Here is a 25,759-nt window from a genome sequence, read left to right as displayed (position 1 = left end):
AGGCGGCCGGGCCAGGGTCAGCCCTTGACGGCGCCGGTGAGCATGCCCTTCCTGAAGTGCTTCTGGACGAACGGCGAGGCGACCGCGACGGGGAGCAGCGCCAGCACCATGACCGCCATCTGCACGGAGAGCGGCGAGAGCTGCCCGGTCTTGATCTGCTGGCCGAGTCCCGTCGGCGGCTCCTGCTTCTGGACGAGCTGGATCATCACGTTCTGCAGCGGCATCATGTCCTGATCGGTCAGGTAGATCGACGCGTTGAACCAGGCGCTCCAGTAACCGACCGCGTAGAACAGCGCGATGACCGCGATGACCGCCCGCGAGAGCGGCATGACGATCTGCCAGAGGATCCGCAGGTCGCCCGCGCCGTCGATGCGCGCGCTGTCCATCAGCTCCGGAGAGATGTTCATGAAGAACGAGCGCAGCACCAGGATGTTGAACACACTCACCGCGCTCGGCAGGATCAGCGCCAGATAGGTGTCGGTCAGCCCGAGCGCCTGCACCAGCAGATACGTGGGGATCAGACCGGCCCCGAAGAACATGGTGGCGAGCAGGGTCATCAGGATCCAGCGGTGCCCGAGCGAATTCGTACGGACGAGTCCGTACGCGCACAGCACGGACACCGTCATGCTGAACAGCGTGCCCACCAGGGTCACCCCGAGGCTGACCAGGGCGGCGCGCTGCACCTGGCCGCCGCCGAGCAGTTCCTGGTAGGCGACGAAGGTGATGTCCTGGGGGATGGCCACCAGCCCGCCGGCCTCGTTGATGGTGTCCCGGGAGGAGAGGCTGGTGACGATCACGATCCACAGCGGGAAGAGGATCGCGAAGCAGGCGGCGGTCAGCGCGATGCCCTTGCCCGCGAGGCCCGCCCTCGTCGGCTCCTCCTCCCAGACGGGGCGCGGCGGTGCGGCCCAGCGGCCCGGCGGGCGCGGTGCCCCGCCGCCCGTACCGGAGCCTCCGGAGCCCCCGGCGGCGCGTGCGGCGGGGTCCGTACCGGTGTCGGTGAGACTCACTTCTTGTACACCCCCTGCTCACCCATGAGATGGGCGACCTTGTTGGCCGTGAGGACCAGCCCGAGCCCGATGACGCCCTTGATCAGACCGGCCGCCGCCGCGTAGCTGAAGTCCTGGTTCCTGATGCCCGACCACCACACGAAGGTGTCCAGCACCTCCGCCGCGTCACGCCCCACCGCGTCCCGCTGGAGCAGGATCTGCTCGAAGCCGACGGTCAGCGCGTCGCCCACCCGCAGCACCAGCAGCAGGGCGATCACCGGGCGCAGCGCGGGCAGGGTGACGTGCCACATCCGCCGCCAGCGGCCCGCGCCGTCCATGGCCGCCGCCTCGTACAGCTCGTGGTTGACGGAGGAGAGGGCCGCGAGGAAGACGATGATGCCCCACCCGGCGTCCTTCCAGACGCCCTCGGCGGTCACCAGGAACTTGAAGATGCCCGGGTCGGTCATCAGGTCGAAGCCCTCGACGCCGTGCTGCCGCAAGGTCTGCGCGATGATCCCCGCGCCGCCGAAGATCTGCTGGAAGACGGTGACGACCAGCACCCAGGAGAAGAAGTGGGGCAGGTACATGACCGCCTGCGCGACCGCCCGCACCCGGGGCCTGATCACACTGTTGATGAGCAGCGCCAGCACGATGGGGACGGGGAAGTACAGCACGAGCTGGAGGAAGAACAGGACCAGGGTGTTCTGCGCCGCCGCCCAGAACGCGGAGTCGGCGAAGATCCGCTGGAACTGCTCGAACCCGACCCAGGGGCTCTGGAGCATGGCGACGAAGCCGTTGTCGCTGAGATACGGGTCGTAGTCCTGGAAGGCGACGACATTGCCGAGGATCGGTATGTAGTTGAAGACCAGGACCAGCAGCAGCGCCGGCAGGGTCATCAGGATGAGCGTCCGGTCCCGGCGCAGCCGGATCCGCCACCCCAGCCTCGGCCCCGTCCCCTTTCCCTTCCCTTTCCCCCGGCCCGGCTTCCCGCCCGGGTCCGGGGACAGGGCCTTCGCCCGCGACCGCGGTACGTCCGCCGCTTCCGCCGTCCCCGCCGTCCCCGCCGGATCGCCGTCCCCGGCGGGCGGCGCGTCCGGCACTGCGCTGTGCGACACGGTGAACTCCTTGCGTCCTGTGCGTCAGTTCGCGGCCGAGCCGGACTCGTCGAGCAGTTTCTTGTACCAGTCGCGCAGCTTCTCGCCGCCCTGGCTCTTCCACTCCGAGACGGCCTGCTGCATGTCACCGACCTTCTTCCGGCCGCGGACGATGTCGTCCTCCAACTGCTCGAAGTTGTCAGCGAGGTTGGTCCAGCGGTTGGGCTCGGTGACGGTCAGCCCGTAGAAGGCGGTCTTCTTGGTGAAGGCCCCCATCCGCTGCTGCCACTCCACCTGCGCCTTGGCGATGTCGGAGCGGTCCGGATGGGCGATGTAGGGGGCCGGGTCACCGGTGTAGTCGAAGGCGCCGACCACGTCGATGTTGCCCTGGTCGTTCTTGACCGGCAGCCCGTCCTTCACCGTGTAGTGGGTTCCCTCGACGCCGTAGTCGGTGAGCATCCGCTCCTTGGTGCCGTACGGCGCGGCGGTGAAGTTGGAGATGGCCAGCACGTCCCTGATCAGCTTCTCCGACGAGCCCTTCTTCACGAAGGCCCAGATGCTCGCGGGCTGCACGGCGTAGAGCCGCGGATCCCCGCCGTCGTGGCCGAAGATGTCCATCGCGCCCATCTCGAACTCGGCCTTGGACTTGCCGGTCTGCTCGACGGTCTTGGCGTACCAGTGCGACAGGTCCTGGTTGTAGATCAGCACCTGGCCCGAGGTGAACCGGTTGCCCGCGTCGCCCTGTACCGCCTTGGCGTCCGGGTGGACGACATTGGCCGCGTACAGCTTCCTCATCCACTCCAGCGCTTCGAGGTATTCGGGCGTCTCGATACGGTTGACGAGCTTGCCGTCGACCAGGTCCCACCACAGGGCCTTGTCGCTGCCCGACAGCACGCCGAACACGCTGAAGGCGGTCCACTTCAGGTCGTCGCAGGCCCAGACCTTCGATCTGGCGCTGGTGACGTCCTTGGCGAAGGAGAGGAACTCGTCCGCCGTCGTGGGGAGTTCGTAGCCCTTCTTGTCGAAGATGTCCTTGCGGTAGAAGGGGGCGATGTTCACGACGTACGAGGCGGGCATCGGGATGCCGCGCAGCGCGCCGCCGAAGATCGAGCGCTGCCACGCGTCGGTCGGGACGGCCGCGAGGTTGGGGAAGTCCTTGACCTTGTCCCCCGAGAGATGGGGTCCGAGATCCTCGAACTTGGCGTTGACGGCGCCGGGGATCTTGCCGGTCAGATTCCATCCGGGCAGGATCACCATGTCGGGGATGTCGCTGGAGGCGAGCACCGCGCCGAGCTTCTCGTCGTAGGTGTTGCCGTCCTGGTTCTGCCAGACCGTCTCGACCCCGATCGCCTCGTTCATCGCCTTGTAGTAGGCGTTCGAACCGGCCGGGGGCGTGCCCCAGAACGGGGACATGATCTTGATGGTGCTTCCCTTGCCGAGCTTCTCCGGAAGGGAAGCCTTCAGCCCGGCGGCCGGGATGACCTGGGTGAACCCCGCCGAGGACCCGTTCTTGGACGGGATGTCCGGGGGGACGACACTCTGCGCCACGAAGGTCGGAAGGATCTTCTGCGCGTCCTTCCCGGAGGTGGTGCCCTCCTTCTTCCCGCTCTGCCCGCCGCCACAGGCGGTGAGCAGCGGTGCCCCGCCGGCCACCGCGGCGGCGGCGACCGCCGTGGAGGCGAGGAAGCTTCTCCGGCTGGGGTCGGAGGAGGACTTCGGCGTCATTGCGTCAACCCTTCGTGGTGCGCCGGAACACCCGGCGGAGGGCCGCCGGTCGGCTGCGATGTCATACGTGGGACGGGCGTGAGCGGTGTATCCGGCCGATCCGAAGCGGTGGTGCACGACCGGGCCGTCCCGGAGGCCGGCCAAGAACTGTCGAAACTGTCGAAGCGCTTCGATGTTGCTGCGAGGTTAAATCAACGCCCCGAGGGGCACAAGAGCCGATCCCAAGATTCCTTGACGACGCGTCGTGCCTTATCAACAGGGGCAGGAACAGAGCGTGTTGTGGCTCCCCGGAGATGCCGGACCGGTGTCGGGGTACGCCTTGACATGCGACGACGGGACTCGGAGCATCGAAGCGCTTCGAAAGTACGTCAACCCGAGAGCCAGCCTCGAACACCGCCAAGGGGACACGCCCGTGACGCCAGACCAGCCGCCCTTCCGCGACCCGCAGTTGCCCCGCGCCGCACGCGTCGACGACCTCCTCGGCAGGCTCGGCCCCGACGAGAAGACCGCCCTGCTGCACCAGTACGCGCCCGCGGTGGAACGCCTGGGCGTCGCGGCCTTCCGTACCGGACAGGAGGCGCTGCACGGGGTGGCCTGGATGGGGCCGGCGACCGTCTTCCCCCAGGCCGTCGGGCTCGGCGCCACCTGGAACGAGGACCTCGTGCGCCGGATCGGCGAGGCCGTCTCCACCGAGGTACGGGCCATGCGCACCCGCGACGACCGGGTCGGCCTCAACGTCTGGGCCCCCACGGTCAACCTCCTGCGCCACCCCTGGTGGGGCAGGAACGAGGAGGGGTACGCGGAGGACCCGAAGCTGACCTCCGCCGTGGCCGTCGCCTACACCCGGGGCCTGCGCGGCGACCACCCGGACTTCTGGCGTACGGCGCCGGTGCTCAAGCACTGGCTCGCCCACAACAACGAGACCGCCCGCGACACCACCTCCTCCTCCGTACGGCCGCGCGTGCTCCACGAGTACGACCTGCGGGCCTTCCGCGCGGCCGTCGAGGCGGGCGCCGTCGCCGGTGTCATGCCCGCCTACAACCTGGTCAACGGACGCCCCAACCACGTCTCGCCCCATCTGCGCGCACACCTGCGCACCTGGACCGACCAGGAACTCCTCGTCTGCTCCGACGCCGGCGCCCCCAGCAACCTCGTCGACTCCGAGGCGTACTACGCCACCCACGAGGAGGCCACCGCCGCCTCGCTGCGCGCGGGCGTCGACAGCTTCACCGACCACGGCACCGACGCCTCCGTGATGACCGCCCGGATCCGGGGCGCCCTGGAGCGGGGGCTGATCGACGAGAACGACATCGACACCGCGGTACGGCGCCAGTTGACCGTCCGCTTCGCGCTCGGCGAGTTCGACCCGGGCCTCGACCCGTACGCGGACATCACACCCGAGGACGGCTGGGACACACCGCAACACCGGGCCCTCGCCCAGGAGGCCGCCGAACAGGCCGTCGTCCTGCTCAAGAACGACGGCCTGCTGCCCCTCGCGGCGGGCCGGCGGATCGCCGTGGTCGGACTCCTCGCCGACGAGTGCAAACTCGACTGGTACAGCGGCACCCTGATCCACCGCTCCACCCCGCTCGACGGGATGCGTGAGCGCTTCGGCGCGGACCGGGTCACCTTCGCCGAGGGCGCCGACCGGGTCCGGCTGCGGGCCGCGGAGTCCGGCGGATGGGTCGCGGTGCCGGGCCCCGGCACACCGGAGGCCGCGTACACCACGGCGCGCGGCGCGCAGGGCGCCCTCGACCCGGCGCTGCTCGCCGGCCGCACCGACCTGCCGCCGCTGACCCGCACGGAGCGCGACGCGGACGCGGCCGAACTCGCCCTGATCGACTGGGGCGGCGGGATCCTCACCCTGCGCGCGGCCGACGGCCGCTACCTGTCGGTCGCCGAGGACGGATACGTACGGGCCTCCGCCGACCAGCCGGGCGGCTGGGTCGTCCAGGAGACCTTCAGGATCGAAGAGCATCGGGGCGGACACCTCCTCCTCCACCTGGGAACCGGCCGATATGTCTCTGTCGCCGCCGACGGTCTGAAGGTTGCCGACCGGGGCGAGCGTTTCGAGATCGTGATCACCGAGCGCGGGGAGGAGGCGGTGGCCCGCGCCGCGGCCGACGCGGACGTGGTCGTCGTCGTGGCGGGCAACGACCCGCACATCAACGGCCGCGAGACCGAGGACCGCGACACCCTCGCCCTGCCCGACCAGCAGGACCGGCTGTGGCGCGCCGCCCACGCCGCCAATCCGCGTACCGTCCTCGCGCTGACCTCGGCCTACCCCTACGCCGTGGCCGACGCGCACACCGCGCTCCCGGCGCTGCTGTGGACGGCGCACGGCGGACAGGCCGCGGGCACCGCGCTCGCCCGGGTCCTGGCCGGCGACGTCTCCCCGGCGGGCCGGCTGCCGCAGACCTGGTACGCGGCCGACACCGACCTGCCCGGTCTGCTCGACTACGACATCATCGGCGGCCGTCAGACCTATCTCTACTTCGACGGCGCACCGCTCTACGCCTTCGGTCACGGCCTGTCGTACACGTCCTTCGACTACGACGACCTGGTGGTGGACCCGCCCGGCGCCCTCGGCGCCACCGTCCGCGCCCGGGTCACGGTCACCAACACGGGCCCCCGCGCCTCCGACGAGGTCGTGCAGCTCTACGTACGCGAGGCCGCGCCCCGTCCGCACAGCCCGCACCGGCGGCTCATCGGCCACGCCCGGGTCCGGCTCGACGCCGGGGCCTCCCGTACGGTCGGGCTGACCGTCCCCACGGCCGACCTCGGCCACTACGACGTGGCGCACGGGGCGTGGACCGTACCGGCGGGGACGTATGTCTTCGAGGCCGCCGCCTCCAGCGCGGACGTCCGCTGCTCGGTCCCGGTCGCCGTCGAGGGCGAGTCACCGCGCCCGCGCCCCGTGGTGAAGAACGGCCTGTCCGCCGCCGACTACGACGAGCAGACCGGCACCGCGATCGTCGACCGTACGAAGATCTCCGGCGACGCGGTGACCCCGCTGCACGGCTCGGGCGAACTGCTCTTCAGCCACTGCGACTTCGGGGACGGGGTGGCGGCCGTCTCCGTCGAGGTGGCGGGCGAGGGCTCGGTGGAGATCTCCCTCGCCGACGCCGGGGCCGTCGCGTTCTTCGACGTCCCGCCGACGGGGGGAGGCCCGTACGACTACACGACGCTCCGCGCGGAAGCGCCGCTCACCGGCGTGGCCGGGCTGCGCGTCACCCTCAACGGCCCGGTGCGTCTGGCCCGTATCGGCTTCGGCGACTGAGCCGGTCCGGACGCGGGGCGAGGGGCCACACCACGGCCAGGTAAACTAAGGTATGCCTACCCTTACTAGATGGGAGGCTTCATGGCCAAGGTGAAGGCCCCCGCGCGCCGCAGGATGGTGCGCGCGGAGGTGGCACGCACGGTACGGACCAGCGAGAGCTTCGTGACGCTCACCCTCGCGGGCCCCGAGCTGGCGGACTTCGAGGCCCAGGGCTTCGACCAGTGCTGCCGGCTCTTCTTCCGCCGGGAGGGGCAGCGCGAACTCACCATGCCGACGGCCTCCCACAACGGCTGGTACGCCCAGTACCTGCTGATGCGGCCCGCCGTCCGGCCCTGGGTCCGCAACTACACCGTGCGCGCCTTCCGCCCCGAAACCCTGGAGCTCGACATCGAGTTCGCGCTGCACGGCGACACCGGTCCCGCCTCCGCGTTCGCCACTCGCGCACGCCCCGGCGACCCGGTGGGCCTGTTCGACGAGGGCATCGGCTATCTGCCCGCGCCGGACACGCGGACCCAGCTCCTGGTGGCGGACGAGAGCGCGGTCCCCGCCGTGCTCGCCGTCCTGGAGAGCGCCCCCGCGGACCTGGTGGCGCGCGTCCTGCTCGAAGTCCCGCACCCCGACGACATCCGTGACGTCACGGCGCCGCCCGGCGCCGAGGTGCGCTGGCTGCACCGCGACGGCCGCGGCGGGGTGCCGGGGCGGCTGGCGCTGCACACGGCGATGTCCACCCCGTTGCCTCAGGGCCCGTTCTACACCTGGGTCGCGGGGGAGAGCGGGCTCGCCACCGGGCTGCGCCGCTTCCTCGTCAAGGAGCGCGAGATTCCCAAGTCCCATGTGTCCTTCCTGGGTTACTGGAAGCACGGCGGGAGCGGTGTGGGCTGACCGCGCTCGACGCCCGCCGCCTGATCGGCGACGGGCGTCCGGTGCGCCGGCCCGCAAAGGGCCGGATCCGGTGGGGCGGGTGTGTGCTGGACCCCGGCCCCGGGCGGTGTGGGCAGCCCGGAACCGGGGCGTTTCGGGGGACTCCGGTCAGGGAGTGGTGACCAGGTGGTGCGGGGGCACGGTCACCGTGCGGGCGCCCGGCTCGCCGCTCAGGACCACCTTGCGCAGCGCGACGTTGTTGGACAGGTCGGTCTCGTGCAGCCGGTGCTCGGGGTTGGCGATCACCTGGATGTAGTAGGTGCCGTTCGCCAGGTCCGTGACGTCGAAGGACTGGCCGGGGCGGTACTGGGTGTACGTGTCACCGGAACCGACGTCCAGCACCTCGCGCACCGATATCGAGTTCTGCACACCGCAGGCGGTGGACAGATCGGTGTTGTACGGGGCCCAGTTGGCGTTCTCCACCGTGTAGTCGATGGCATCGGTGTTGGCCAGGCAGAACGCCTCCTTGCCGCTGCGGACGATCTCGCTCTGGTCGGCGCTGAGCAGCCGGTAGCTGGCGAAGTCGGTGAAGTGCCAGTGCTCGTGGCCCACCCGGGCGTCCCACTCCATCGTGCCGGAGGGGGAGTAGCCGACCTGCTTGCCGTCGGCGTCGTAGAAGTACTGGTACGCGTCCATCAGGTCCTTGCCGGGCGAACGGAAGCCGTCCACCACCAGCGGCGCGGGACCCGCGTTCCACACATTGGCGCTGAACGCCAGATAGTCCTTGCCCGCGATGTCGCCGTCCTCGCCGTCCGTGATGGCGATGTCCCAGGCGGGCAGGGCCCGCAGGTCGGGCTTGGGGACGTCGGGGACGCTCGCCCGGCCGGTCGGGCGGGCCTTCGCGGCCTTCAGCCCGGGCTTGATCCGCGATCCGTCGGTCCTGCCGGTGCCGTCGCCGGGCGCCGCGGACCTGCTGACGGCCTTGCCGCCGTTCTTCAGGACGTGCGGCAGCTCGGGCGGCGTGGGGGCGTCGGCGCCCCGGCCGTCGTGATGGCCGCCGTGCGCCGCGGCGGGCGCCGCTGCGGGCGAGCCGGCGCCCATGGAGTGACCGCCCATGGAGTGACCGGACGCGGCCTGACCGGACATGGTGTGGCCGGACATGGCGTGGCCGGAGTGCCCGGACGCCGCCGCACCCTTCCGCGCGGACGGGGCGAGGCCCGCGCCCCCACCGTCGTCCTTGATCTCCCGAACGGTCACCTTGACCGTCTGCGGCTTGTCGGGCATGCCGAACAGATCGCGGTAACGCTTCGCCACGGAGACCTTGGCCGTGTACTCGCCGGCCGCCAGATCGACCGGCTTCCCGTCGTACTGCCGGCTGGTGTTGGTCGCCCAGCCGTTCTCGACGCCCCACACCGAACCGAGGGTGAAGGGGTTCGTCGGGCAGCTCTCCGGATACTTCGAGGTCGCCGGGGCGTCGGGCCGGATCCGCCCCGACGCGTTGTTCGGGCAGAAGCTCTCGTCGGTCGTCAGCACCGTCCTGCCGGCCGCGTCGGTGTAGGTGACCTGAAGGAAGCCCTGAAGGCCGGAGAAGTCCGTCACCATCCCCTTCGGGAGGGTCTTGACGCGGGTCGTGCCGCCCTTGTGGATGATCTGCTGGGCGACCACGGGAGTCTTGTAGTCGGCCGCCCGCTGCACCCGGAACTCCAGGGGCCCGCCCTCGACGGTGACGTACGTACCGAGGTCCATGTACACCCCCGGCTCGCCCTCCCACCGGTCGAGCGTCACCGAGGTGGAGGCCGCGATCAGGTTGAGCTGCGGAGCGGTCGGCTCCGCCGTGGTGGCCGCTCCGGCGACGGGTGCGGCTCCGGCCACGCCCGCGACCACGGCCAGCGCCGCCGCTCCGGCGATCGCCGAACGCCGTGCGCGGCGGGGAAGTTGTCTGGTCATCGATTCCTCGTCTGCGTCTGCCACAGGGGCAAGGGATGGGGGTGATGGCTCGCGTTTCGTACCGGTACATCCCGATGCGTCCGGAACGAAGCTGTGAGCAACCTGTGAGATCCGATGACGTGCCCTCCGGTTGCCCGGGGTCCCTGAAGTAGTCGATCGTTGGCCGGAATTGAGCGGCGTTCCGTGGATCCGGCCAAGGTGAGAGGTGAACTCTTCCGTCAGTTCACCGGGCGTGGTAAGCGGGTCGCCGCTGTCGGCCCCCGGACATGACGGAGCGCCCCGGCCGCGTGTCGGCCGGGGCGCCCTTACTGCCCCGGTGCGGGGCGTGGTCCGGTCGGACCGGATCGTCAGACCAGGTCGGCGTACTGGTTCCAGCCGCCGGAGCCGATCTTCACCCGATCCTTGAAGGGGGTCGCGGCGGTGCCCGTACCCGCGTAGAAGTACAGCTCGCCCGCCGTGTTGGACGCCAGCAGGTCCGCGCGGCCGTCGCCGTTCAGATCGCCGGGAGCCGTGAGCTTGTTGTACTGGCTCCAGCCCGCACCGCCCACCTGCGTCTTCGGGCCGAACGGCGCGCTCGCGTCGCCCGTGCCCGCGTACAGGAACAGGCCCTCGGAGCTGCGCGCGACCAGGTCGGCGCGGCCGTCACCGGTCAGATCGCCGGCGCCGACGATCGTGTTGAACTGCATCCAGCCGCTGCCGCCGACCTGCACCCGGGCCTTCACCGACAGCCCGTTGCCGCTGCCCGCGTTGAAGTACAGCGCGGTGGAGCTGCGGGAGAGCAGATCGCTCTTGCCGTCGCCGTCGAGGTCCCCGGGGCCGATCACCAGGTTGTACGCCTTCGAACCGCCCGCGATCTGCGGATTGTCGACCGCGTAGAGGCCGGTGTTGTACAGGGCCCCGTCGTACGTGCTGTGCTCGATCAGGTCCGAGATACCGTTCGCCCGCAGCGACACGGAGTGGGTCAGCCGCGAGTCGGCCGGGTCCCAGCCCTCCCCGACGAGATACCGCTCGCTGAGGCGCCCCGTACCGGTGGCGAAGTAGTAGAAGAGGTCGCCGTTGGGGGTACGGGCGAACACCCCGTCCTTGCCGAAGAACGGCGGGTTGCCCGTGCCCGCGAGCTGGGTGAGCGTGCCCCAGTTCTCGCCGATGGTCTCCCGCGCGGCGAGGGTGCCGTCACCGTTGCCCTCGTAGTAGTAGAGGGTGCCGTCGTACGAGCGGGCCACCAGGTCGGTGGTGCCGTTGCCGCTGAGGTCCGCGCCGCCGACGATCTGGTTGTACTGGAGCCAGCCGGTGCCGCCGAGCTGGATCCGGTCCTTGAACGGGTAGGCGGTGACGCTGCCGTTGCCCGGGTAGAGGTACAGCCCCGTCGCGTTGCGCACGAGGATGTCGGCCAGACCGTCCCCGTCCACGTCGTCCACACCGATGAGCTGGTCGAACTGGCTCCACCCCGCGCCGCCGACCTGGATCCCGGCGCCGAAGCCGGTACCGGTGCCGGGGAAGAGGAAGAGCCCTGCCGCGCTGCGGGCGAGCAGGTCGGGCTTGCCGTCCCCGTTCAGGTCGCCGGGGACGAACAGCTTGTTGTACGCCTGCCAGCCGGTGGAGAGCGTGGTGTACGAGGTCATCCCGCCGTCGGTGGTGGCGTTCGCCCCGTTGTGGAGCCGCAGGGCGCCGGTGGGGGAGAGGGTGAGCAGGTCGGGCCTGCCGTCACCGGTGAGGTCGCCGGGCAGCAGCAGGTCCTTGACCTCGGAGTCGTCCTCGGAGATGACCTCGGCGCCGCCGGTGGACCAGTCCACCCACACGGAGCCGTAGTTGGTCCGGTAGACGATCTCGCCGAAGCCGTCGCCGTTGAAGTCGGCGCGGTTGACCGCGGCGCGCGCGGCCCCGGCGCGGGCCGAACCGGCACCCTTCGCCTTGGCCTTGGCGGAGCCGCGGTCGGGGACGGTGAAGGCGGGCCGGTCGTCGGCGCTCGGCGCCGGCAGTGTGACGGTGCCCTGCGGCCCGCCCTCCGCCTCGGCGGCCGAGGCGGGACCGGCCAGGACGCCACCGGTCAGCACCGTGGCGCAGGTGAGCGCGGCGGGCAGGGTGATCCGTCGGTGCCACCGGGCCCGGGGTCTCGCGGGAGTCGACATACAGCCTCCAGTCAGAGTGCGGACGCACCGGGGGAGCGCGGCGACGGCGCGATGGTGTGCCCCGACGCGACCGCGGCGTACCCGCCGGCGCGTGGCACGGCGGGTGCTGCCCCGTCAGCGATGACGCCCTCCCCAGGTCGTCCCCAAGGTGTATCCGCCAACGGATCCTGAAGGCAAGTCAATTGTGAAGCGGGGATGGATGTTTGGTGCACGGATGGGGAGAAATCTCCGAGCGCTGCGGCGTCTCCCCGTACGCCGCCCCCGTACGTCGGCCGGTACGTCAGCGGCGGGCGCCCCGCTCCCGTACCTCGATCGCGGTGAGCGCCAGCGCGAGCGGCCCCGGCACCAGAAAGGCCAGCGGCAGCATCATCCACGCGCAGAGCGCGGCCGCCGCCAGCGCCAGCAGCACCAGCGCGCTGCCGCCCGGGTCCCGGGGTACGTCCCCGGCCGCGCGGAGCACCGCCGTACGCCAGTCGGTCAGCGACTCGGCGCGCGCACACGCGCGCAGGCCCGTCACCGCCGCGTACACCCCGATCACCCCCGCCACCACGGTGAACACCCGCGCCCCCGGCAGCCCGGCGCCGGCCAGCGCCAGATCCGCCACGAGCAGCAGCGCCCCCGCGAGGGCCAGCGCCCCCGCGGCGAGATCGCCGGGGCGCAGCCGCCCCCGCAGCACGGTGAGGTACCGTCCCGCGGTGGCCGGCCGGTCCCGCTGGCTCCCGCGCAGCACCTCGCAGGCGGTGGAGAGCGCCGCGGGCACGGTGACCAGCGGCAGACAGACCACGGCCGTGATCAGCCCGATGCTCAGCACATCGGCGAAGAGCGTCGTGCGCGGCCCGAAGATCTCGCCCGGCTCCCGGGCCGGCGCCGCGCTCATCCCTTGATCCCGGAGTTGGCCATGCCCTCGACCAGGAAACGCTGGAAGGCGAGGAAGAACAGCACGATCGGCAGCAGCGCGATCACCGACATCGCGAACATCGGGCCGAACGCCGACTGGCTGGACGCGTCCACGAACGACCGCAGCGCCAGCGTCAGCGTGAACTTCTCCGGGGAGAAGAGGTAGATCAACTGGGTGAAGAAGTCGTTCCACGTCCAGATGAAGGTGAAGATCGCCGTGGTGATCAGCGCGGGCCTGATCAGCGGCAGGATGATCGAGGAGAAGCTGCGGAACGGACCGCAGCCGTCGATCCTGGCCGCCTCCTCCAGCTCACGCGGCAGCCCGCGCATGAACTGCACGATGAGGAAGACGAAGAACGCCTCGGTGGCGAGGAACTTCGGCAGGATCAGCGGCCAGTAGGTGTTCACCATCCCCATCTGGTTGAAGAGGATGTACTGCGGAATCAGCACCGCGTGGTGCGGCAGCATGATCGTCGCGATCATGAACGCGAAGAGCGGTCCGCGGAAGCGGAAGCGCAGCCGCGCGAAGGCGTACGCCGCCAGCGAGCAGCTCAGGACATTGCCGAGGACCGCGCCGCCCGCGATCAGCAGCGAGTTGGTCAGCAACCGCCACACGGTGACGTCGTTCACGCCCTCCAGGGCGGTCGTGTAGTTCGACCACTCCAGCCGGCCCGGCAGCAGCCGGAGACTGGCGAGCACCTCGTCGGCGGGCTTCAGCGAGGTGGCCAGCAGCCAGGCCAGCGGATACAGCATCACCAGCAGCGCGGCCAGACACCCGGCGTGCAGGGCGACCCGGCGCCAGGGAACCGTCTTGCGGGACAGCGCGGGCGCGGCGGGGGGCAGGGTGGTCATCGGGCCTCCTCGTTGGCGTAGAAGACCCAGGTGCGCGAGGTACGGAACAGCACCGCGGTGACGGCGCCGATCGCGAGCAGCAGCACCCAGGCCATGGCGGAGGCATAGCCCATGTGGGAGGCGACGAAGCCGCGGTCGTAGAGGTACAGCGTGTAGAAGAGGGTGGAGTCCGCGGGACCGCCCTTCCCGGCGCTGACCGCGAACGCGGGGGTGAAGACCTGGAACGCCTGGATGGTCTGGAGCACCAGATTGAAGAAGAGGACCGGCGAGAGCATCGGCAGGGTGATGGAGAGGAACTGCCGTCCCCTGCTCGCCCCGTCCACCGCCGCGGCCTCGTACAGCTCCGACGGGATCTGCTGGAGCCCGGCCAGGAAGATCACCATGGGGGCGCCGAACTGCCACACCGTCAGCAGCGCCACGGCCAGCAGCGCCCAGCCGGGCCGGGTGACCCAGCCGCCCGTGCCCAGCAGCGTGTCCACCGTGCCGCCGTCGTTGAAGATCGCCCGCCAGACCAGGGCGATCGACATGGAAGCGCCGAGCAGCGAGGGCGCGTAGAACGCGGACCGGTAGAACCCCTTGCCGCGCCGTACGGACTTCAGCGCCAGCGCGACGGCCAGCGCGAGCGCCAGTTGCAGGGGTACGGCGATGACGACGTACCCCAGGGTCGCGCCGACCGAACGCCAGTAGCGCGGGTCCTCGGTGAACATCTGCGTGTAGTTGCGCAGCCCCACCCAGTTCGGCGCGTTGAACATGTCGTAGTCGGTGAACGACAGATAGAGCGAGACGGCCATCGGCAGCAGCGTCAGTACGCTCGCGCCGAGCACCCAGGGGGAGAGGAAGACCCAGGCGGCGCCCTCACGACGGCGCCTGCGCGGCCCCCGCGGCGCGGGGGAGGGCCCGCCGCGCGCCCGGGTTGCGGGTATGTCGGTGGTGGTCATTTACCTCAGCTCCGCCTTCGCCTCGGTGACGTAGTCCTCGGCCGCCTCGCGGGGCGACATCCGCCCGAACGACACCTGGTCGTAGTCGCGGCTGAAGGTGGTCTGCAGGGCGCTGTCACCCGAGGGCGGCGCCTGCGGGGGATCGTTGAGAACGCCCTCCACCGTCGCCTCATAGTCGGCCACCGTCTTGTCGAAGTCCTTGAGCCCGGGGACCACGTCCGCACGGATCGACTCGTTGACCGGGATGCCCCGGCTCGCGCCGAGGATCTTCGCCGCGTCCTTGTCGTTGACCATGAAGTCGATGAGCCGGGCCGCCTCCTCGGGATGCCCGGTGTTCGCCGCGGCCCCCATGAACATCGACGGTTTGAAGTACTGTCCCGGCGTCCCGTCCGCGCCGGACGGCATCGGCGCCAGGGTCACCCCGTCCGCCACGAGCGCCGTGAAACCGCTCGCCGGCGCGTCCCAGTTGAAGTCGGAGACGGCCTTGCCCCGCCCGAGCGGGGTGTTCTCCACCGAACCGTCGAGCTGCGTCGTCTGCTCCGCGGGGGACACGACGCCCTCGCGCCGCAGCCCGTCGGTGAAGGTCCACCAGCGGGTCAGGTCGCCGGCCGTGAAACCGAGCCCGCCGCCCTTCGTGTAGAGGGACTTGCCCTGGCCGCGCAGCCACACCTCGAAGTTGTCCTCGCTCTGGCCCGGGTCGACGGAGCCCGGCTTCCCGGTCCGCTCCGTCAGCTCACGGACCGCGTCCGCCCAGTCGTCCCAGGTCCAGCCCGCACGCGGCGGGGCGACCCCGGCCGCCCGCCACTCCTTCGCGTCGTAAACGACGGCCTCCGTGCCGCGCGCCTGCACGATCGCGTACTGCGTGCCGTCGACCGCCCCGGTGGCGAGCAGCCCGGGGTCGATCTCGTCCGTGTGGAGCGCCGTCGGCTGTGTGCCCAGGTCCAGCAGGACCCCGCCCGTCGCGTACTGGTCGATCATCCGGTAGTCGAGCTGCATCACATCGGGCGCGTCGCCGCCGGCCGCCTGGGTGGCGAGCTTCTGCTTGTACGCGTCGTATCCGGCGAACGACGTCTGGACGTCGATCCCGGGATGCTTCCTCTCGAACAGCGCGACGGCCTCGTCGGTACGGGCCGCCCGGTCGGGGTTGCCCCACCACGTGTACCGCAGGGTCACCTTCCCGCCGCCGCTCGTCCCCTCGGAACCGCCGCAGGCGGTGAGCAGGGCGCTGAGCGTGAGCGTCACGAGGAGCGCCCAGGACCTCGTTGTCCTGTTTCCGGGCATACGGAACCCACCTCTCCCTTCCCCGTACGTGCCGGTGTGCCGGCATGCGCCGGGTCGTGTACGGAGTCACTCGCCCCGGTGGGGGAGCGTCGTACCGGGCAGCTCGTACTCGTCGCGCCGCCCGCACATGCCGTAACCGCCCTCCCGGCTGGGACCGCTGTCGTACGCCCCGGAACCGGCCAGATACTCCGGCGCGCCGGACTCCAGCGCGTCGAGCTGCGCGCCCGTGCGCTCCGCCGTCGCCAGCGCCCCGGCCCGCCACAGCTCCCGCCACACCGCCACCTTGGGGCGGACGAGCCGGGCGGCGGTCCGCTGGAACTCCCGGTACGGGCCGTTGTCACCCGCCTCCAGCGCCTCCCGCAGCACCAGATAGCCGCGCACCGCGAGATCCCTGCGCCGCCGCGCGGCGGCCTCCGCCTCGGGGCCGGACGTGGCGGGCAGCGTCGCCGCGGCGGCGTACCGCTCGGGGTCGGCGAGGTGATCGGGCGGGAAGGTGAAGACCGCGTCGCCCGCCTCCGGCAGACCGCTGTTCTGCATCAGGACCGTGATGCGCAGATCGCCGCCCTGCACCATGCGGTGCACGGTGCCCGGCGTGAACCACGCCACGCGGCCGGCCTCCAGCGGCGTCTCGCGGTAGCCCTCGGGCGTCAGTGTCTGCACCGCTCCCCGGCCGCCGGTCACGACGTACGCCTCGGTGCACACCAGATGCAGATGCGGGCTGCCGCCGCACACCCCGTCGGCCGCCTCCCAGTCGTAGGCGCGCAGGTGCGAGAGTCCGACGGCGCCCGGCAGCGGGTGCGGCAGGCTCACCATGACAGGCCCTTGAGGTGCGCGCCGACCCGCTCGCGGTCCCAGGCGCCGTCGGCGACGACCACCCGGTAGCGGTACGCGAAGGACGCGCCGGGCGGGAGCGCGAACTCCTCGAAGAACGCCCAGGAGAACGCCACCGTCGGGATCGGCTCGGAGCGTACGAACCAGTGCGAGGCGTGGATCGCGCCGTGGTCCTCGTCGTTCTCCGGCGCGTGCGCGAAGACCAGCGTGGAGTGCGCGTCCACGTCGTCGTGCTCGCCGGTGAACGCCAGCCACGGGCCTCGCGTCCCCATCAGGCTCGCGGGCTCGTCCGCCTCCCGCGGGCCGAGGACGGCGCCGCCGGTGAAGTCGCGGGGGCCGCGCCACTGGAGCCCGGTGTACCCGGCCATCTCGCGGCCCGCCGTGGTCGGCGAGCCGAACAGCAGCGGCTCGTCCCGTACGTTGGTCAGCCGGATCGACCAGTCGAGCGCCCAGGCCCCGGCGTCCTCGTCCACCGAGTGGACGGTGATGCCGCGCTCCTCACGGGCCCACTCGGCCCCGCCGTTCTCCACCCAGGTCAGCTCCTCGGCGAGCTGGAGGCGGTCCTCCTCCACCGCGAACACGGGGAAACCGTCGTGGCGCATCGAACCGACGCGCTCGCGGAGCGGCAGATACCCCTCGCCGTGGACATAGGAGTTGCCGCCCCAGAAGTTCTGCCCGGACAGATGACTGGCCGTCATCTGGAGCCCCTTGTGCCACCGGTGGTCGTTGGGGCGGTATCCGGTGACCTGCCGCCCCGCGAGGGTGCGCAGGGGATGGATGTACGGTTTGCGCGCCTCGAAGGGGTCCGGATCGGGCCGGTAGACGTACGACAGCAGTTCGACGCCGCCGTGGCGGACCGAGATCCGCTCGCCGTGGGTGTGGGTGACCTGAATCGTCATCGCTGAGGGCTCCAGTCGGGGTGGTCGCCGTGCATGGCCGAGTAGTAGGGGTCCGTGGGGGTGATCCCGCCCGCGTGCACAGGCTGCCCGCTGAACGCGGCCTTGTAGAGTGCCGCCGCGAATTCGACCGTGCGCCGCGCGTCCGCCCCGCTGCCCGGCGGCCGGACCCCGGCGGCCATCGCGTCGAGTACGGCGCCGAGCTGCGCGGCGTGCGAGCTGGGCACATCGGTCGCCGGGGCGCGCCAGGCGTCGGCGCGCTCCGCCCCGACGTGCGGGGCCGGGGTGTAGACCCAGTCGGCGTTGGTATGGCCGTAAAGATGCGTCAGCTCGACCGTGGCGTCGGCGCAGTCGATCCGGATCCGGCTCACCTCGTCCGGCGACAGCACGCTGTTGACGACGGTGGCGAGCGCGCCGTTCTCGAACCGCACCAGCGCCGTCGAGACATCCTCGCTCTCCGTGTCGTGGACCAGCCGGGACGCCATGGCGCGGATCTCGGTCCACTCGCCCAGCAGATGCAGCAGCAGGTCGTACTGGTGGATGCCGTGCCCCATCGTGGGGCCGCCGCCCTCGCTGGACCACCGGCCGCGCCACGGCACCGCGTAGTACGCGCTGTCGCGGTGCCAGGTGGTCTGGCAGTGCGCGACCAGCGGGGCGCCCAGCTCGCCGCCCGCGATCAGCTCCCGGGCGTGCACCGCCCCGGAGCCGTACCGGTGCTGGAAGACCACCGAGGCGTACGCGCCGGACGCGGCCTCGGCCGCGGCGATCTCGTCGTACTCCGCCAGCGTCAGGGTCAGCGGCTTCTCGCACAGCACCCAGGCGCCGGCCTCCAGCGCGGCGACCGTCTGCGCGCGGTGCAGGGACGGCGGGGTGCCGATGAGGACCAGGTCGGGACGGACGGCGCCGAGCATCGCGTCGAGCGAGCCGAACCCCTCGGCCGTCATGCCGTCGGCGGCGGCCGTCGCGCGGAACGCGTCGAGCCGCTCCTGGTCCACGTCGACCGCGGCGACCAGCTCCACCCGGTCGGCATGGGCCCGCAGGGCGGAGAGATGGCTTCCGGTGACGATCGCGCCCGTGCCGACGACGGCGGCGCGCAGACGGGCGGAGTGCTGGGGCATGCGTGCTCCTCGGAGGGAAACCGACCTTGATTGACGCCCGTGGTGAGGGGTGTCAACCTCAGGGCGTGCAGGTGACAATTCGAGAGGTTGCGAAGGTGGCCGGGGTCTCCCCGTCCACGGTGTCCCGGGCTCTGGCACCGGACGGAACGGTGAGCGAGGCGACCCGCGAGCGGGTGCGGGCCGCGGCGGACCGGCTCGGCTATCAGCCGAACCCTTCGGCGCGCGGCCTGATCACCGGGCGTACGGGGCACCTCGGGCTGATCGTGCCGGATCTGCTGAACCCGTTCTTCGCGGACATCTGCAAGGGGGTGCAGGCACGGGCGCGCGGACTCGGCCACGCCGTGTTCGTGAGCGACGCGGAGCGGGACGAGGGCCTGGAGCTGGACGCGATCCGCACCCTGGCCCCGGAGGTCGACGGCATCGTGCTGTGCTCCCCGCACCTCAGCGGTGAGGAACTGGCGTCGCTGCCCGCGCTGACCGCCAAGCCGATCGTGCTGCTGCACCGCAAGGAGCCGGGCTTCGCGAGCGTCACGGCCGATCTGGTGGAGGGCATGGGCGACGCGCTCACCCACCTGCACGCCCTTGGACACCGCAGGATCGCCTATGTGGGCGGACCGCGCTCCACCTGGGCGGCGCGGGAGCGCGCGGCCGGGATCGAGATGATGGCCGAGACCGGAAAGGTGGAGATCGTCCATGTCGGGAGCGTCGCACCGCACTTCGACGGAGGCATCACCGGCGCGGCCGACGTGGTGCTGGCCAGCGGCGCGAGCGCGGTGGTGGCCTTCAACGACATCGTCGCCTTCGGACTGATCAGCCGCTTCATGGCGCGCGGCGTGCGGGTGCCGGAGGAGATGAGCGTGGTCGGCTGCGACGACATCGCCCTGTCCGGGATGGCCGCCCCGCCGCTGACCACCGTCTCCGTACCCAAGTCCCACGGCTCGCGGGCCGCCGTCGACCTGCTGTTCCGGATCCTGGGCACCCCGGCGGTCGAAGGGGCCGAGCCCCTGCAGCGCGTCCTGCCCACCCATCTCGTGGTACGGGGCTCGACGGCCGTCGTCGGCCGGGGCTGACCTGCGCACTTCCGGGCCCTTCGGTCGACGGGGGCGAGGGATTGCAAACGTTGCCAGTGAGTTTCCAACTGGCCCGGAAGTTACGCCCGCAAGAACGATCGAGTCAATGAAATCTCCGGAATCAGCCGGGAACACAGAGCCGGACGGTGCCCTTGTCGGTGACGCACCGCCATGCAATCGTTGCCGCTGACATCCCGGTTTCCTGACCCGAGCGAGCGGAGATCCCCATGCAGGACCCCACCGTGCGTCGTCGTCGCTGTGCCGTGGTGGGACTGGGCGCCCGGGCGCAGTTGTTCACCCGGGCACTGGTGGGCGAGTACGCCGACCGTATGGAGCTGGTGGGTTTCTGCGACGTCAACGCGCACCGGATGGCCGTCCACAACGGATGGCTGGCCGACGCCCGCCCGGGACAGCCGCCCGTACCCGCCTACGGCCAGGACGAGTTCGGGGAGATGCTGCGCCGCGAGCGGGTGGACCTCGTGGTGGTGTGCAGCGTGGACCGTACGCACGACCGCTACATCGTCGAGGCCCTGGAGGCCGGGTGCGACGTGGTCACCGAGAAGCCGATGACGACGGACGCGGACCGGGCCCGCCGGATCCTCGACGCTCAGCGCCGGACGGGGCGCGAGGTGCGGGTGGCGTTCAACTACCGCTACAACCCCGTCCACGCGGCGGTACGGGAGACCCTCGCGTCGGGCGCGATCGGCGAGGTGGGGTCGGTGCACTTCGAGTGGCTGCTCGACCTGCGGCACGGCGCGGACTACTTCCGCCGGTGGCACCGGGAGAAGGCGAACTCCGGCGGCCTGCTGGTGCACAAGGCGACCCACCACTTCGACCTGGTCAACTGGTGGCTGGACAGCACCCCGCGCACGGTCTTCGCACAGGGCGGGCTGTTCTTCTACGGTGACACGAACGGGCAGCGCCGCGGGCTGGCCAGGGACTACCCGCGCGCGCACGGCGCACCGGCCGCCGAGGGGGACCCCTTCGCCGTGCGGCTGGCGGACTCGGAGGTGCTCAAGGCCCTGTATCTGGACGCGGAGGGCGAGGACGGCTACCACCGCGACCAGAACGTGTTCGCCCCCGGGGTCACCATCGAGGACGACATGGCGGTGCTGGTGCGCTACGCCTCGGGGGCGACACTGACCTACCACCTGACGGCGTACGCCCCGTGGGAGGGGTACCGGATCGCCTTCAACGGGAGCCGGGGCCGGCTGGAGCTGCTGGTCGAGGAGTCCACCTGGACCAGGCCCGCCGCGCGCGCGGCGGGCGGCAGCGCCGTGATGCACGGGGCGGCCGTCGGAGACACCGCCGGGCGTACCGAGCTGCTGGTGCGGCCGTTCTGGGCGGAGCCGCGCGAGGTGAAGGTGGCGACCGGCGAGGGCGGGCACGGGGGCGGGGACGTACGGATGCTCGCCGACCTCTTCGGCACGCCCGGGGCCGGTGACGACGCGCTGGGCCGGGCGGCGGACGCCGCCGACGGGGCCAGGTCGCTGGTCACCGGGCTGGCCGCCAACCAGTCCCTCGCCACCGGGCTGCCGGTCCACACCCGCGACCTCCTCGCCGTCTGACCCCGGGCCCCTCGTCCCGGGCCCCGCCCACCACCGCGTGGCGCCACCGGGTCGATACCCGGCGATGCCCGGACCATACCGGTCCGGGCATCGCCGCGTCCGCGCACACCACTTCGGACGCATCCGGCTCTGCGCGAACCATTGACGCCCCTGCGGGCTCCTCCCTATCTTGCCGTTCGAAGTTCTGACCATCGTCCGAGATATCGAACGAGGAGCCGCAGACACTCATGCCACGCATACGCTGGAGGCCGGCTCTCACGGCTGTGGCGCTCCTGATGACGGCCAACGCACTCCAGGCGCCCGCGAGCGGCGCCCAGAACACGTCGCGGGACACCGCCGTGAACGCCGCACAGGACACCGCCGACGCACGGGACACCCTCGACACGCAGAGCACCACCGAAGCGCGGGGCACCACCGACTACACGCTCGACGTGAACACCCGCGGTAAGGGTCCCCGGATCGACGACACCATGTACGGCGTCTTCTACGAGGACATCAACCGCGCGGCGGACGGCGGCCTGTACGCCGAGCTCGTCCAGAACCGGTCGTTCGAGTACAGCAGGGCCGACAACGCCTCCTACACCCCGATGACCGCGTGGACCCCCACCGGCACCGGCGCGGTGGCGGCCGTCGACGACGGGAACCGCCTGAACGAGCGCAACCGGACCTATCTGCGGCTGGACCCCGACGGGTCGGCCGAGGGCACCGGTGTCGTCAACTCCGGTTACAGCACCGGGATCGCGGTGGCCGAGGGCAAGCGGTACGACGTCTCCGTGTGGGCGCGCACCGACCGGCCGGCCGGCACCCCCCTGACGCTCGCCCTGCGCGGCGCGGACGGCGCCGCGCTCGCATCCCCGCTGCGGGTCACCGCACGCGGCGACACCTGGGCCAAGTACACCGGCCGATTCACCGCCACTGCCACGAGCGCCGCGGGCCGCCTCGCCGTCACCGCGGGCGGCACCGGCACCGTACGGCTCGACATGATCTCGCTCTTCCCCGAGGACACCTACAAGGGCCGCCCCGGCGGGCTGCGCAAGGACCTCGCCGAGAAGATCGCCGCCCTGGAGCCGGGGTTCGTCCGCTTCCCCGGCGGCTGCCTCGTCAACACCGGCAGCCACCAGGGGTACGACGAGGCATCGGGCTTCCAGCGCAAGCGGTCCTACCAGTGGAAGGACACCATCGGCCCGGTCGAGCAGCGCCCGACCAACGCCAACTTCTGGGGCTACAACCAGAGTTACGGCCTGGGCTACTACGAGTACTTCCAGTACGCGGAGGACATCGGCGCGATGGCCCTCCCGGTGGTGCCCGCGCTCGTCACCGGATGCGGCCAGAACCAGGCGACCGACGACCCGGCCCTGCTGCGCCGCCACATCCAGGACACCCTGGACCTGATCGAATTCGCCAACGGACCCGCCACCTCGGCCTGGGGCAGGAAGCGGGCGGCCATGGGCCATCCGAAGCCCTTCGGTCTCACCCACATCGAGGTGGGCAACGAGGAGAACCTGCCCGAGGCGTTCTTCGAGCGCTTCACCGAGTTCAGGAAGGCTGTCGAGGCCCGGTACCCGGACATCACGGTGATCTCCAACTCCGGCCCCGACGACAGCGGTTCCACCTTCGACCGGGCCTGGCAGCTCAACCGTGACGCCCAGGTCGACATGGTCGACGAGCACTACTACAACAGCCCGCAGTGGTTCCTGGAGAACAACGACCGCTACGACGGCTACGACCGTTCGGGGCCCAAGGTGTTCCTCGGCGAGTACGCCTCCCAGGACAACCGCTTCCGCAACGCGCTCGCCGAAGCCGCCTTCATGACCGGCCTCGAACGCAACGCGGACGTCGTCCAACTCGCCTCCTACGCCCCGCTGCTGGCCCACACCGGAGCCGTGCAGTGGCGGCCCGACATGATCTGGTTCGACAACACACGGTCCTGGGGCTCGACGAGCTACGAGACGCAGAAGCTGTTCATGACGAACGTCGGCGACCGCGTCGTCCCCAGTACGGCGAGCGCCACCCCGGCCCTCTCCGGACCGATCGAGGGCGCGATCGGCCTCTCCACCTGGGCGACCAGCGCCGCCTACGACGACGTACGCGTCACCGGTGAGGACGGCGCCACACTGTTCGACGAGGACTTCTCCGGCGGCGACAGCCGGTGGACGAAGGCGGCGGGCACCGGCGCCTGGACCGTCGAGGACGGCCGGTACGTCCAGTCCGACGCGGCGGCCGAGAACACCCTGGTCACGGCGGGCGACCCGGCGTGGCGGAACTACGACCTGAACGTGAAGGCCACCAAGCGCTCCGGCAAGGAGGGCTTCCTGGTCGCCTTCGGCGTCAAGGACACCGGGAACTACTACTGGTGGAACCTCGGCGGCTGGAACAACAGCAGGTCCGCGGTGGAGAAGGCGGTCGGCGGCGCCAAGCAGTCGATGGCCGAGAACAGCACGACGATCGAGACCGGCCGTGAGTACGACCTGCGCGTCTCGGTCCGCGGCCGTCAGGTCACCCTCTTCCTCGACGGCAAGGAGTGGGGAAGCTTCACCGACGACAAGGTGGCGGAACCCTTCCGGCAGGTCGTCACGCGCGACGGGAAGGACCTCGTCGTCAAGGTCGTCAACGCACAGGACGCCGCGGCCCGCACCACGATCGACCTCGGCCGGGGAGCCCGCGTCGCCCCCACCGCGCGGCTGACCACCCTCAGCGGGGACCCGGACGCCGTCAACACCGCCGACGACCTGCCGATCACCCCGCGCACCTCGACCCTCACGGGGGTCGGCGCGCACTTCACCCACACCTTCCCGCCGAACTCGATCACCTTCGTACGGCTCGGACTCCGTTGAGACCCGCCGGTGTGCCGGGCCACCCGGCACACCACCGTACGCACCCCACCACCCCAGCACCTCACCCCTCCCCTCCGGCAGGAGCCGCACGCATGACCACTGAGCCGCTGCACACAGAAGCACGACCCACCACCGACAGCGCGGGTACGGGCAGGGGCCCGGCGACCAGACGCACCGTACTGGCGGGCGCCGCCGCGGCCGGCCTCACCGCCGCCATGACCGGCCAGGCCCAGGCCCAGGCATCCGGCGGCGGCAGGGCCCCCACCCGCGAGCTGTTCGGCAGGCTCGCCGACGGCACCAAGGTGCACCGCTGGACCCTGGAGAACGGCGGCACCCGGCTCAAGGTGCTCAGCTACGGCGGCATCGTCCAGTCGCTGGAGATCCCCGACCGCCGCGGCCGGTACGCCAACGTCTCCCTGGGCTTCGACAACCTCGACGACTACCTCACGGCGACCACCTTCTTCGGCGCCCTGATCGGCCGCTACGGCAACCGGATAGCCGGGGGCCGCTTCACCCTCGACGGCCGGACGTACCAACTCCCCCTGAACGACGGGGTGAACACCCTGCACGGCGGCACCAAGGGCTTCGACAAGAGGGTCTGGGACGTCGAACCCTTCACCGACGCCACCGGGGTGGGCCTCGTGCTGCGGTACGTCAGCGGCGACGGCGAGATGGGCTACCCCGGCACGCTCAAGGTGAAGGTGACGTACACCCTCACACCGCGCGGCACCTGGCGCATCGACTACGCGGCCACCACGGACCGGGCCACCGTCGTCAACCTCACCAACCACACCTACTTCAACCTCGCGGGGGAGGGGAGCGGCGACGTCTACGGCCATGAACTGACCCTGGAAGCCTCCCGCTACACCCCCGTCGACACCACCCTGATCCCCACCGGGGAACTGGCGCGGGTGGCGGGCACCCCCTTCGACTTCCGTACGGCCAAGCCCGTGGGCCGGGACATCCGGGTGGGCCACCCCCAACTCCTGCGCGGCCAGGGCTTCGACCACAACTGGGTGCTCGACAAGGGCCTCACCACCGCACCCCGGCTCGCCGCCACACTCCGTGACCCGGGCTCGGGGCGCACCGTACGCATCGCGACGACCGAGCCGGGGGTGCAGTTCTACTCCGGCAACTTCGTCGTCGGCACCCTGGTCGGCACCTCAGGCCGGATCTACCGCCAGGGCGACGGCCTGTGCCTGGAGACCCAGCACTTCCCGGACTCCCCGAACCGGCCCTCGTTCCCCTCCACCGTGCTGCGCCCGGGCGCCACCTACCGGTCGACGACGGAGCACTCCTTCCACGCCTGATCCCCCTGGACGGATCGCGAGGAGGTGGCGCCCCCCGCCCCGCCGGGGGGGGCCCCCCCCCCCGGGGGGCCGGGCGGGGGCCCCCCCCCCCGCCCCCCCCGCGCGCGGTGTGGGGGGACCCGGGGGGGGCCCGGGGTGG

At 71.3% G+C, this 25,759-nt stretch carries 18 protein-coding genes; 6 read left to right on the top strand and 12 right to left on the bottom strand.

The genetic code is table 11. The features are described from left to right. Positions 1 to 17 precede the first annotated feature (17 nt). From ACIO3P_RS00610 to ACIO3P_RS00600, 3 genes are read right to left on the bottom strand one after another with little or no spacing between them, the layout of a single operon-like run. The gene (locus ACIO3P_RS00610) at positions 18 to 1,010 is read right to left on the bottom strand and encodes a carbohydrate ABC transporter permease (protein ID WP_401849634.1); all 993 of its coding nucleotides are present in this window, start codon (positions 1,008 to 1,010) and stop codon (positions 18 to 20) included. Then, positions 1,007 to 2,104, bottom strand: coding sequence for an ABC transporter permease (locus tag ACIO3P_RS00605; RefSeq protein ID WP_401794896.1), 1,098 nt, complete (start codon positions 2,102 to 2,104; stop codon positions 1,007 to 1,009). Before ACIO3P_RS00605 ends, ACIO3P_RS00610 begins: the two co-directional genes overlap by 4 nt. A gap of 24 nt (positions 2,105 to 2,128) precedes the next feature. Next, the gene (locus tag ACIO3P_RS00600) at positions 2,129 to 3,808 is read right to left on the bottom strand and encodes an extracellular solute-binding protein (protein ID WP_401849632.1); all 1,680 of its coding nucleotides are present in this window, start codon (positions 3,806 to 3,808) and stop codon (positions 2,129 to 2,131) included. 412 nt (positions 3,809 to 4,220) lie between these two features. On the opposite strand from ACIO3P_RS00600, the gene ACIO3P_RS00595 reads away from it, so the two are divergent. Together ACIO3P_RS00595 and ACIO3P_RS00590 are read left to right on the top strand one after the other, a co-directional pair. After that, positions 4,221 to 7,088: a glycoside hydrolase family 3 C-terminal domain-containing protein gene (locus tag ACIO3P_RS00595; RefSeq protein WP_401849631.1), complete on the top strand. Its 2,868-nt coding sequence runs from the start codon at positions 4,221 to 4,223 to the stop codon at positions 7,086 to 7,088. 69 nt (positions 7,089 to 7,157) lie between these two features. Next, entirely contained in the window at positions 7,158 to 7,970 is an 813-nt protein-coding gene (locus tag ACIO3P_RS00590) for a siderophore-interacting protein (RefSeq protein ID WP_401849629.1), read from the top strand. Positions 7,971 to 8,117: 147 nt separating this feature from the next. On the opposite strand, the gene ACIO3P_RS00585 is transcribed toward ACIO3P_RS00590, so the two are convergent. The 9 genes from ACIO3P_RS00585 to ACIO3P_RS00545 all read right to left on the bottom strand — a co-directional run bounded on the left by ACIO3P_RS00585 (position 8,118) and on the right by ACIO3P_RS00545 (position 18,838). Continuing rightward, positions 8,118 to 9,896, bottom strand: a complete 1,779-nt coding sequence (locus ACIO3P_RS00585) for a lysyl oxidase family protein (protein ID WP_401849627.1) — start codon at positions 9,894 to 9,896, stop codon at positions 8,118 to 8,120. A 347-nt stretch (positions 9,897 to 10,243) separates the two neighbouring features. Then, positions 10,244 to 12,025: a VCBS repeat-containing protein gene (locus tag ACIO3P_RS00580; protein WP_329823957.1), complete on the bottom strand. Its 1,782-nt coding sequence runs from the start codon at positions 12,023 to 12,025 to the stop codon at positions 10,244 to 10,246. A 280-nt stretch (positions 12,026 to 12,305) separates the two neighbouring features. Then, positions 12,306 to 12,902, bottom strand: a complete 597-nt coding sequence (locus ACIO3P_RS00575; protein WP_401849625.1) for a hypothetical protein — start codon at positions 12,900 to 12,902, stop codon at positions 12,306 to 12,308. Continuing rightward, positions 12,899 to 13,774, bottom strand: coding sequence for a carbohydrate ABC transporter permease (locus ACIO3P_RS00570; protein WP_401849624.1), 876 nt, complete (start codon positions 13,772 to 13,774; stop codon positions 12,899 to 12,901). Before ACIO3P_RS00570 ends, ACIO3P_RS00575 begins: the two co-directional genes overlap by 4 nt. Further along, entirely contained in the window at positions 13,771 to 14,712 is a 942-nt protein-coding gene (locus tag ACIO3P_RS00565) for a sugar ABC transporter permease (protein WP_329823960.1), read from the bottom strand. Before ACIO3P_RS00565 ends, ACIO3P_RS00570 begins: the two co-directional genes overlap by 4 nt. Further along, positions 14,713 to 15,993 carry an ABC transporter substrate-binding protein gene (locus ACIO3P_RS00560; RefSeq protein WP_401849622.1) on the bottom strand — a complete coding sequence of 427 codons (1,281 nt, stop codon included), beginning with the start codon at positions 15,991 to 15,993 and terminating at the stop codon, positions 14,713 to 14,715. A 66-nt stretch (positions 15,994 to 16,059) separates the two neighbouring features. Then, complete coding sequence (locus ACIO3P_RS00555; protein ID WP_401849621.1) at positions 16,060 to 16,806, bottom strand: cupin; 747 nt, start codon at positions 16,804 to 16,806, stop codon at positions 16,060 to 16,062. After that, entirely contained in the window at positions 16,800 to 17,723 is a 924-nt protein-coding gene (locus tag ACIO3P_RS00550) for a PmoA family protein (RefSeq protein WP_329823963.1), read from the bottom strand. The genes ACIO3P_RS00555 and ACIO3P_RS00550 overlap by 7 nt, the downstream gene beginning before the upstream one ends. After that, positions 17,720 to 18,838: a Gfo/Idh/MocA family oxidoreductase gene (locus ACIO3P_RS00545; RefSeq protein ID WP_329823964.1), complete on the bottom strand. Its 1,119-nt coding sequence runs from the start codon at positions 18,836 to 18,838 to the stop codon at positions 17,720 to 17,722. Before ACIO3P_RS00545 ends, ACIO3P_RS00550 begins: the two co-directional genes overlap by 4 nt. 65 nt (positions 18,839 to 18,903) lie before the next feature. Here ACIO3P_RS00545 and ACIO3P_RS00540 point away from each other — a divergent pair, with 65 nt between their 5' ends. The 4 genes from ACIO3P_RS00540 to ACIO3P_RS00525 all read left to right on the top strand — a co-directional run bounded on the left by ACIO3P_RS00540 (position 18,904) and on the right by ACIO3P_RS00525 (position 25,620). Further along, a complete protein-coding gene (locus ACIO3P_RS00540; protein WP_401849619.1) occupies positions 18,904 to 19,908 on the top strand; it encodes a LacI family DNA-binding transcriptional regulator in 1,005 nt (334 codons plus the stop codon). A 227-nt stretch (positions 19,909 to 20,135) separates the two neighbouring features. Then, positions 20,136 to 21,476: a Gfo/Idh/MocA family protein gene (locus tag ACIO3P_RS00535; RefSeq protein WP_401794922.1), complete on the top strand. Its 1,341-nt coding sequence runs from the start codon at positions 20,136 to 20,138 to the stop codon at positions 21,474 to 21,476. A gap of 227 nt (positions 21,477 to 21,703) precedes the next feature. Beyond that, complete coding sequence (locus ACIO3P_RS00530) at positions 21,704 to 24,310, top strand: alpha-L-arabinofuranosidase C-terminal domain-containing protein (protein WP_401849618.1); 2,607 nt, start codon at positions 21,704 to 21,706, stop codon at positions 24,308 to 24,310. 215 nt (positions 24,311 to 24,525) lie between these two features. Beyond that, a complete protein-coding gene (locus ACIO3P_RS00525) occupies positions 24,526 to 25,620 on the top strand; it encodes an aldose epimerase family protein (RefSeq protein ID WP_329824073.1) in 1,095 nt (364 codons plus the stop codon). Positions 25,621 to 25,759: the final 139 nt, after the last annotated feature.

The organism is Streptomyces sp. NPDC087310 (genome assembly GCF_044744405.1).
Taxonomy (GTDB): domain Bacteria; phylum Actinomycetota; class Actinomycetes; order Streptomycetales; family Streptomycetaceae; genus Streptomyces.
This window is presented reverse-complemented; position numbering and strand designations above follow the sequence as displayed.

Coding starts and splice junctions, on each gene's coding strand:
- ACIO3P_RS00600 (WP_401849632.1), bottom strand. CDS start 3,808: ATGACGCCGAAGTCCTCCTCCGACCCCAGCCGGAGAAGCTTCCTCGCC.
- ACIO3P_RS00590 (WP_401849629.1), top strand. CDS start 7,158: ATGGGAGGCTTCATGGCCAAGGTGAAGGCCCCCGCGCGCCGCAGGATG.
- ACIO3P_RS00585 (WP_401849627.1), bottom strand. CDS start 9,896: ATGACCAGACAACTTCCCCGCCGCGCACGGCGTTCGGCGATCGCCGGA.
- ACIO3P_RS00580 (WP_329823957.1), bottom strand. CDS start 12,025: ATGTCGACTCCCGCGAGACCCCGGGCCCGGTGGCACCGACGGATCACC.
- ACIO3P_RS00575 (WP_401849625.1), bottom strand. CDS start 12,902: ATGAGCGCGGCGCCGGCCCGGGAGCCGGGCGAGATCTTCGGGCCGCGC.
- ACIO3P_RS00570 (WP_401849624.1), bottom strand. CDS start 13,774: ATGACCACCCTGCCCCCCGCCGCGCCCGCGCTGTCCCGCAAGACGGTT.
- ACIO3P_RS00565 (WP_329823960.1), bottom strand. CDS start 14,712: ATGACCACCACCGACATACCCGCAACCCGGGCGCGCGGCGGGCCCTCC.
- ACIO3P_RS00560 (WP_401849622.1), bottom strand. CDS start 15,993: ATGCCCGGAAACAGGACAACGAGGTCCTGGGCGCTCCTCGTGACGCTC.
- ACIO3P_RS00555 (WP_401849621.1), bottom strand. CDS start 16,806: ATGGTGAGCCTGCCGCACCCGCTGCCGGGCGCCGTCGGACTCTCGCAC.
- ACIO3P_RS00550 (WP_329823963.1), bottom strand. CDS start 17,723: ATGACGATTCAGGTCACCCACACCCACGGCGAGCGGATCTCGGTCCGC.
- ACIO3P_RS00545 (WP_329823964.1), bottom strand. CDS start 18,838: ATGCCCCAGCACTCCGCCCGTCTGCGCGCCGCCGTCGTCGGCACGGGC.
- ACIO3P_RS00535 (WP_401794922.1), top strand. CDS start 20,136: ATGCAGGACCCCACCGTGCGTCGTCGTCGCTGTGCCGTGGTGGGACTG.
- ACIO3P_RS00530 (WP_401849618.1), top strand. CDS start 21,704: ATGCCACGCATACGCTGGAGGCCGGCTCTCACGGCTGTGGCGCTCCTG.
- ACIO3P_RS00525 (WP_329824073.1), top strand. CDS start 24,526: ATGACCGGCCAGGCCCAGGCCCAGGCATCCGGCGGCGGCAGGGCCCCC.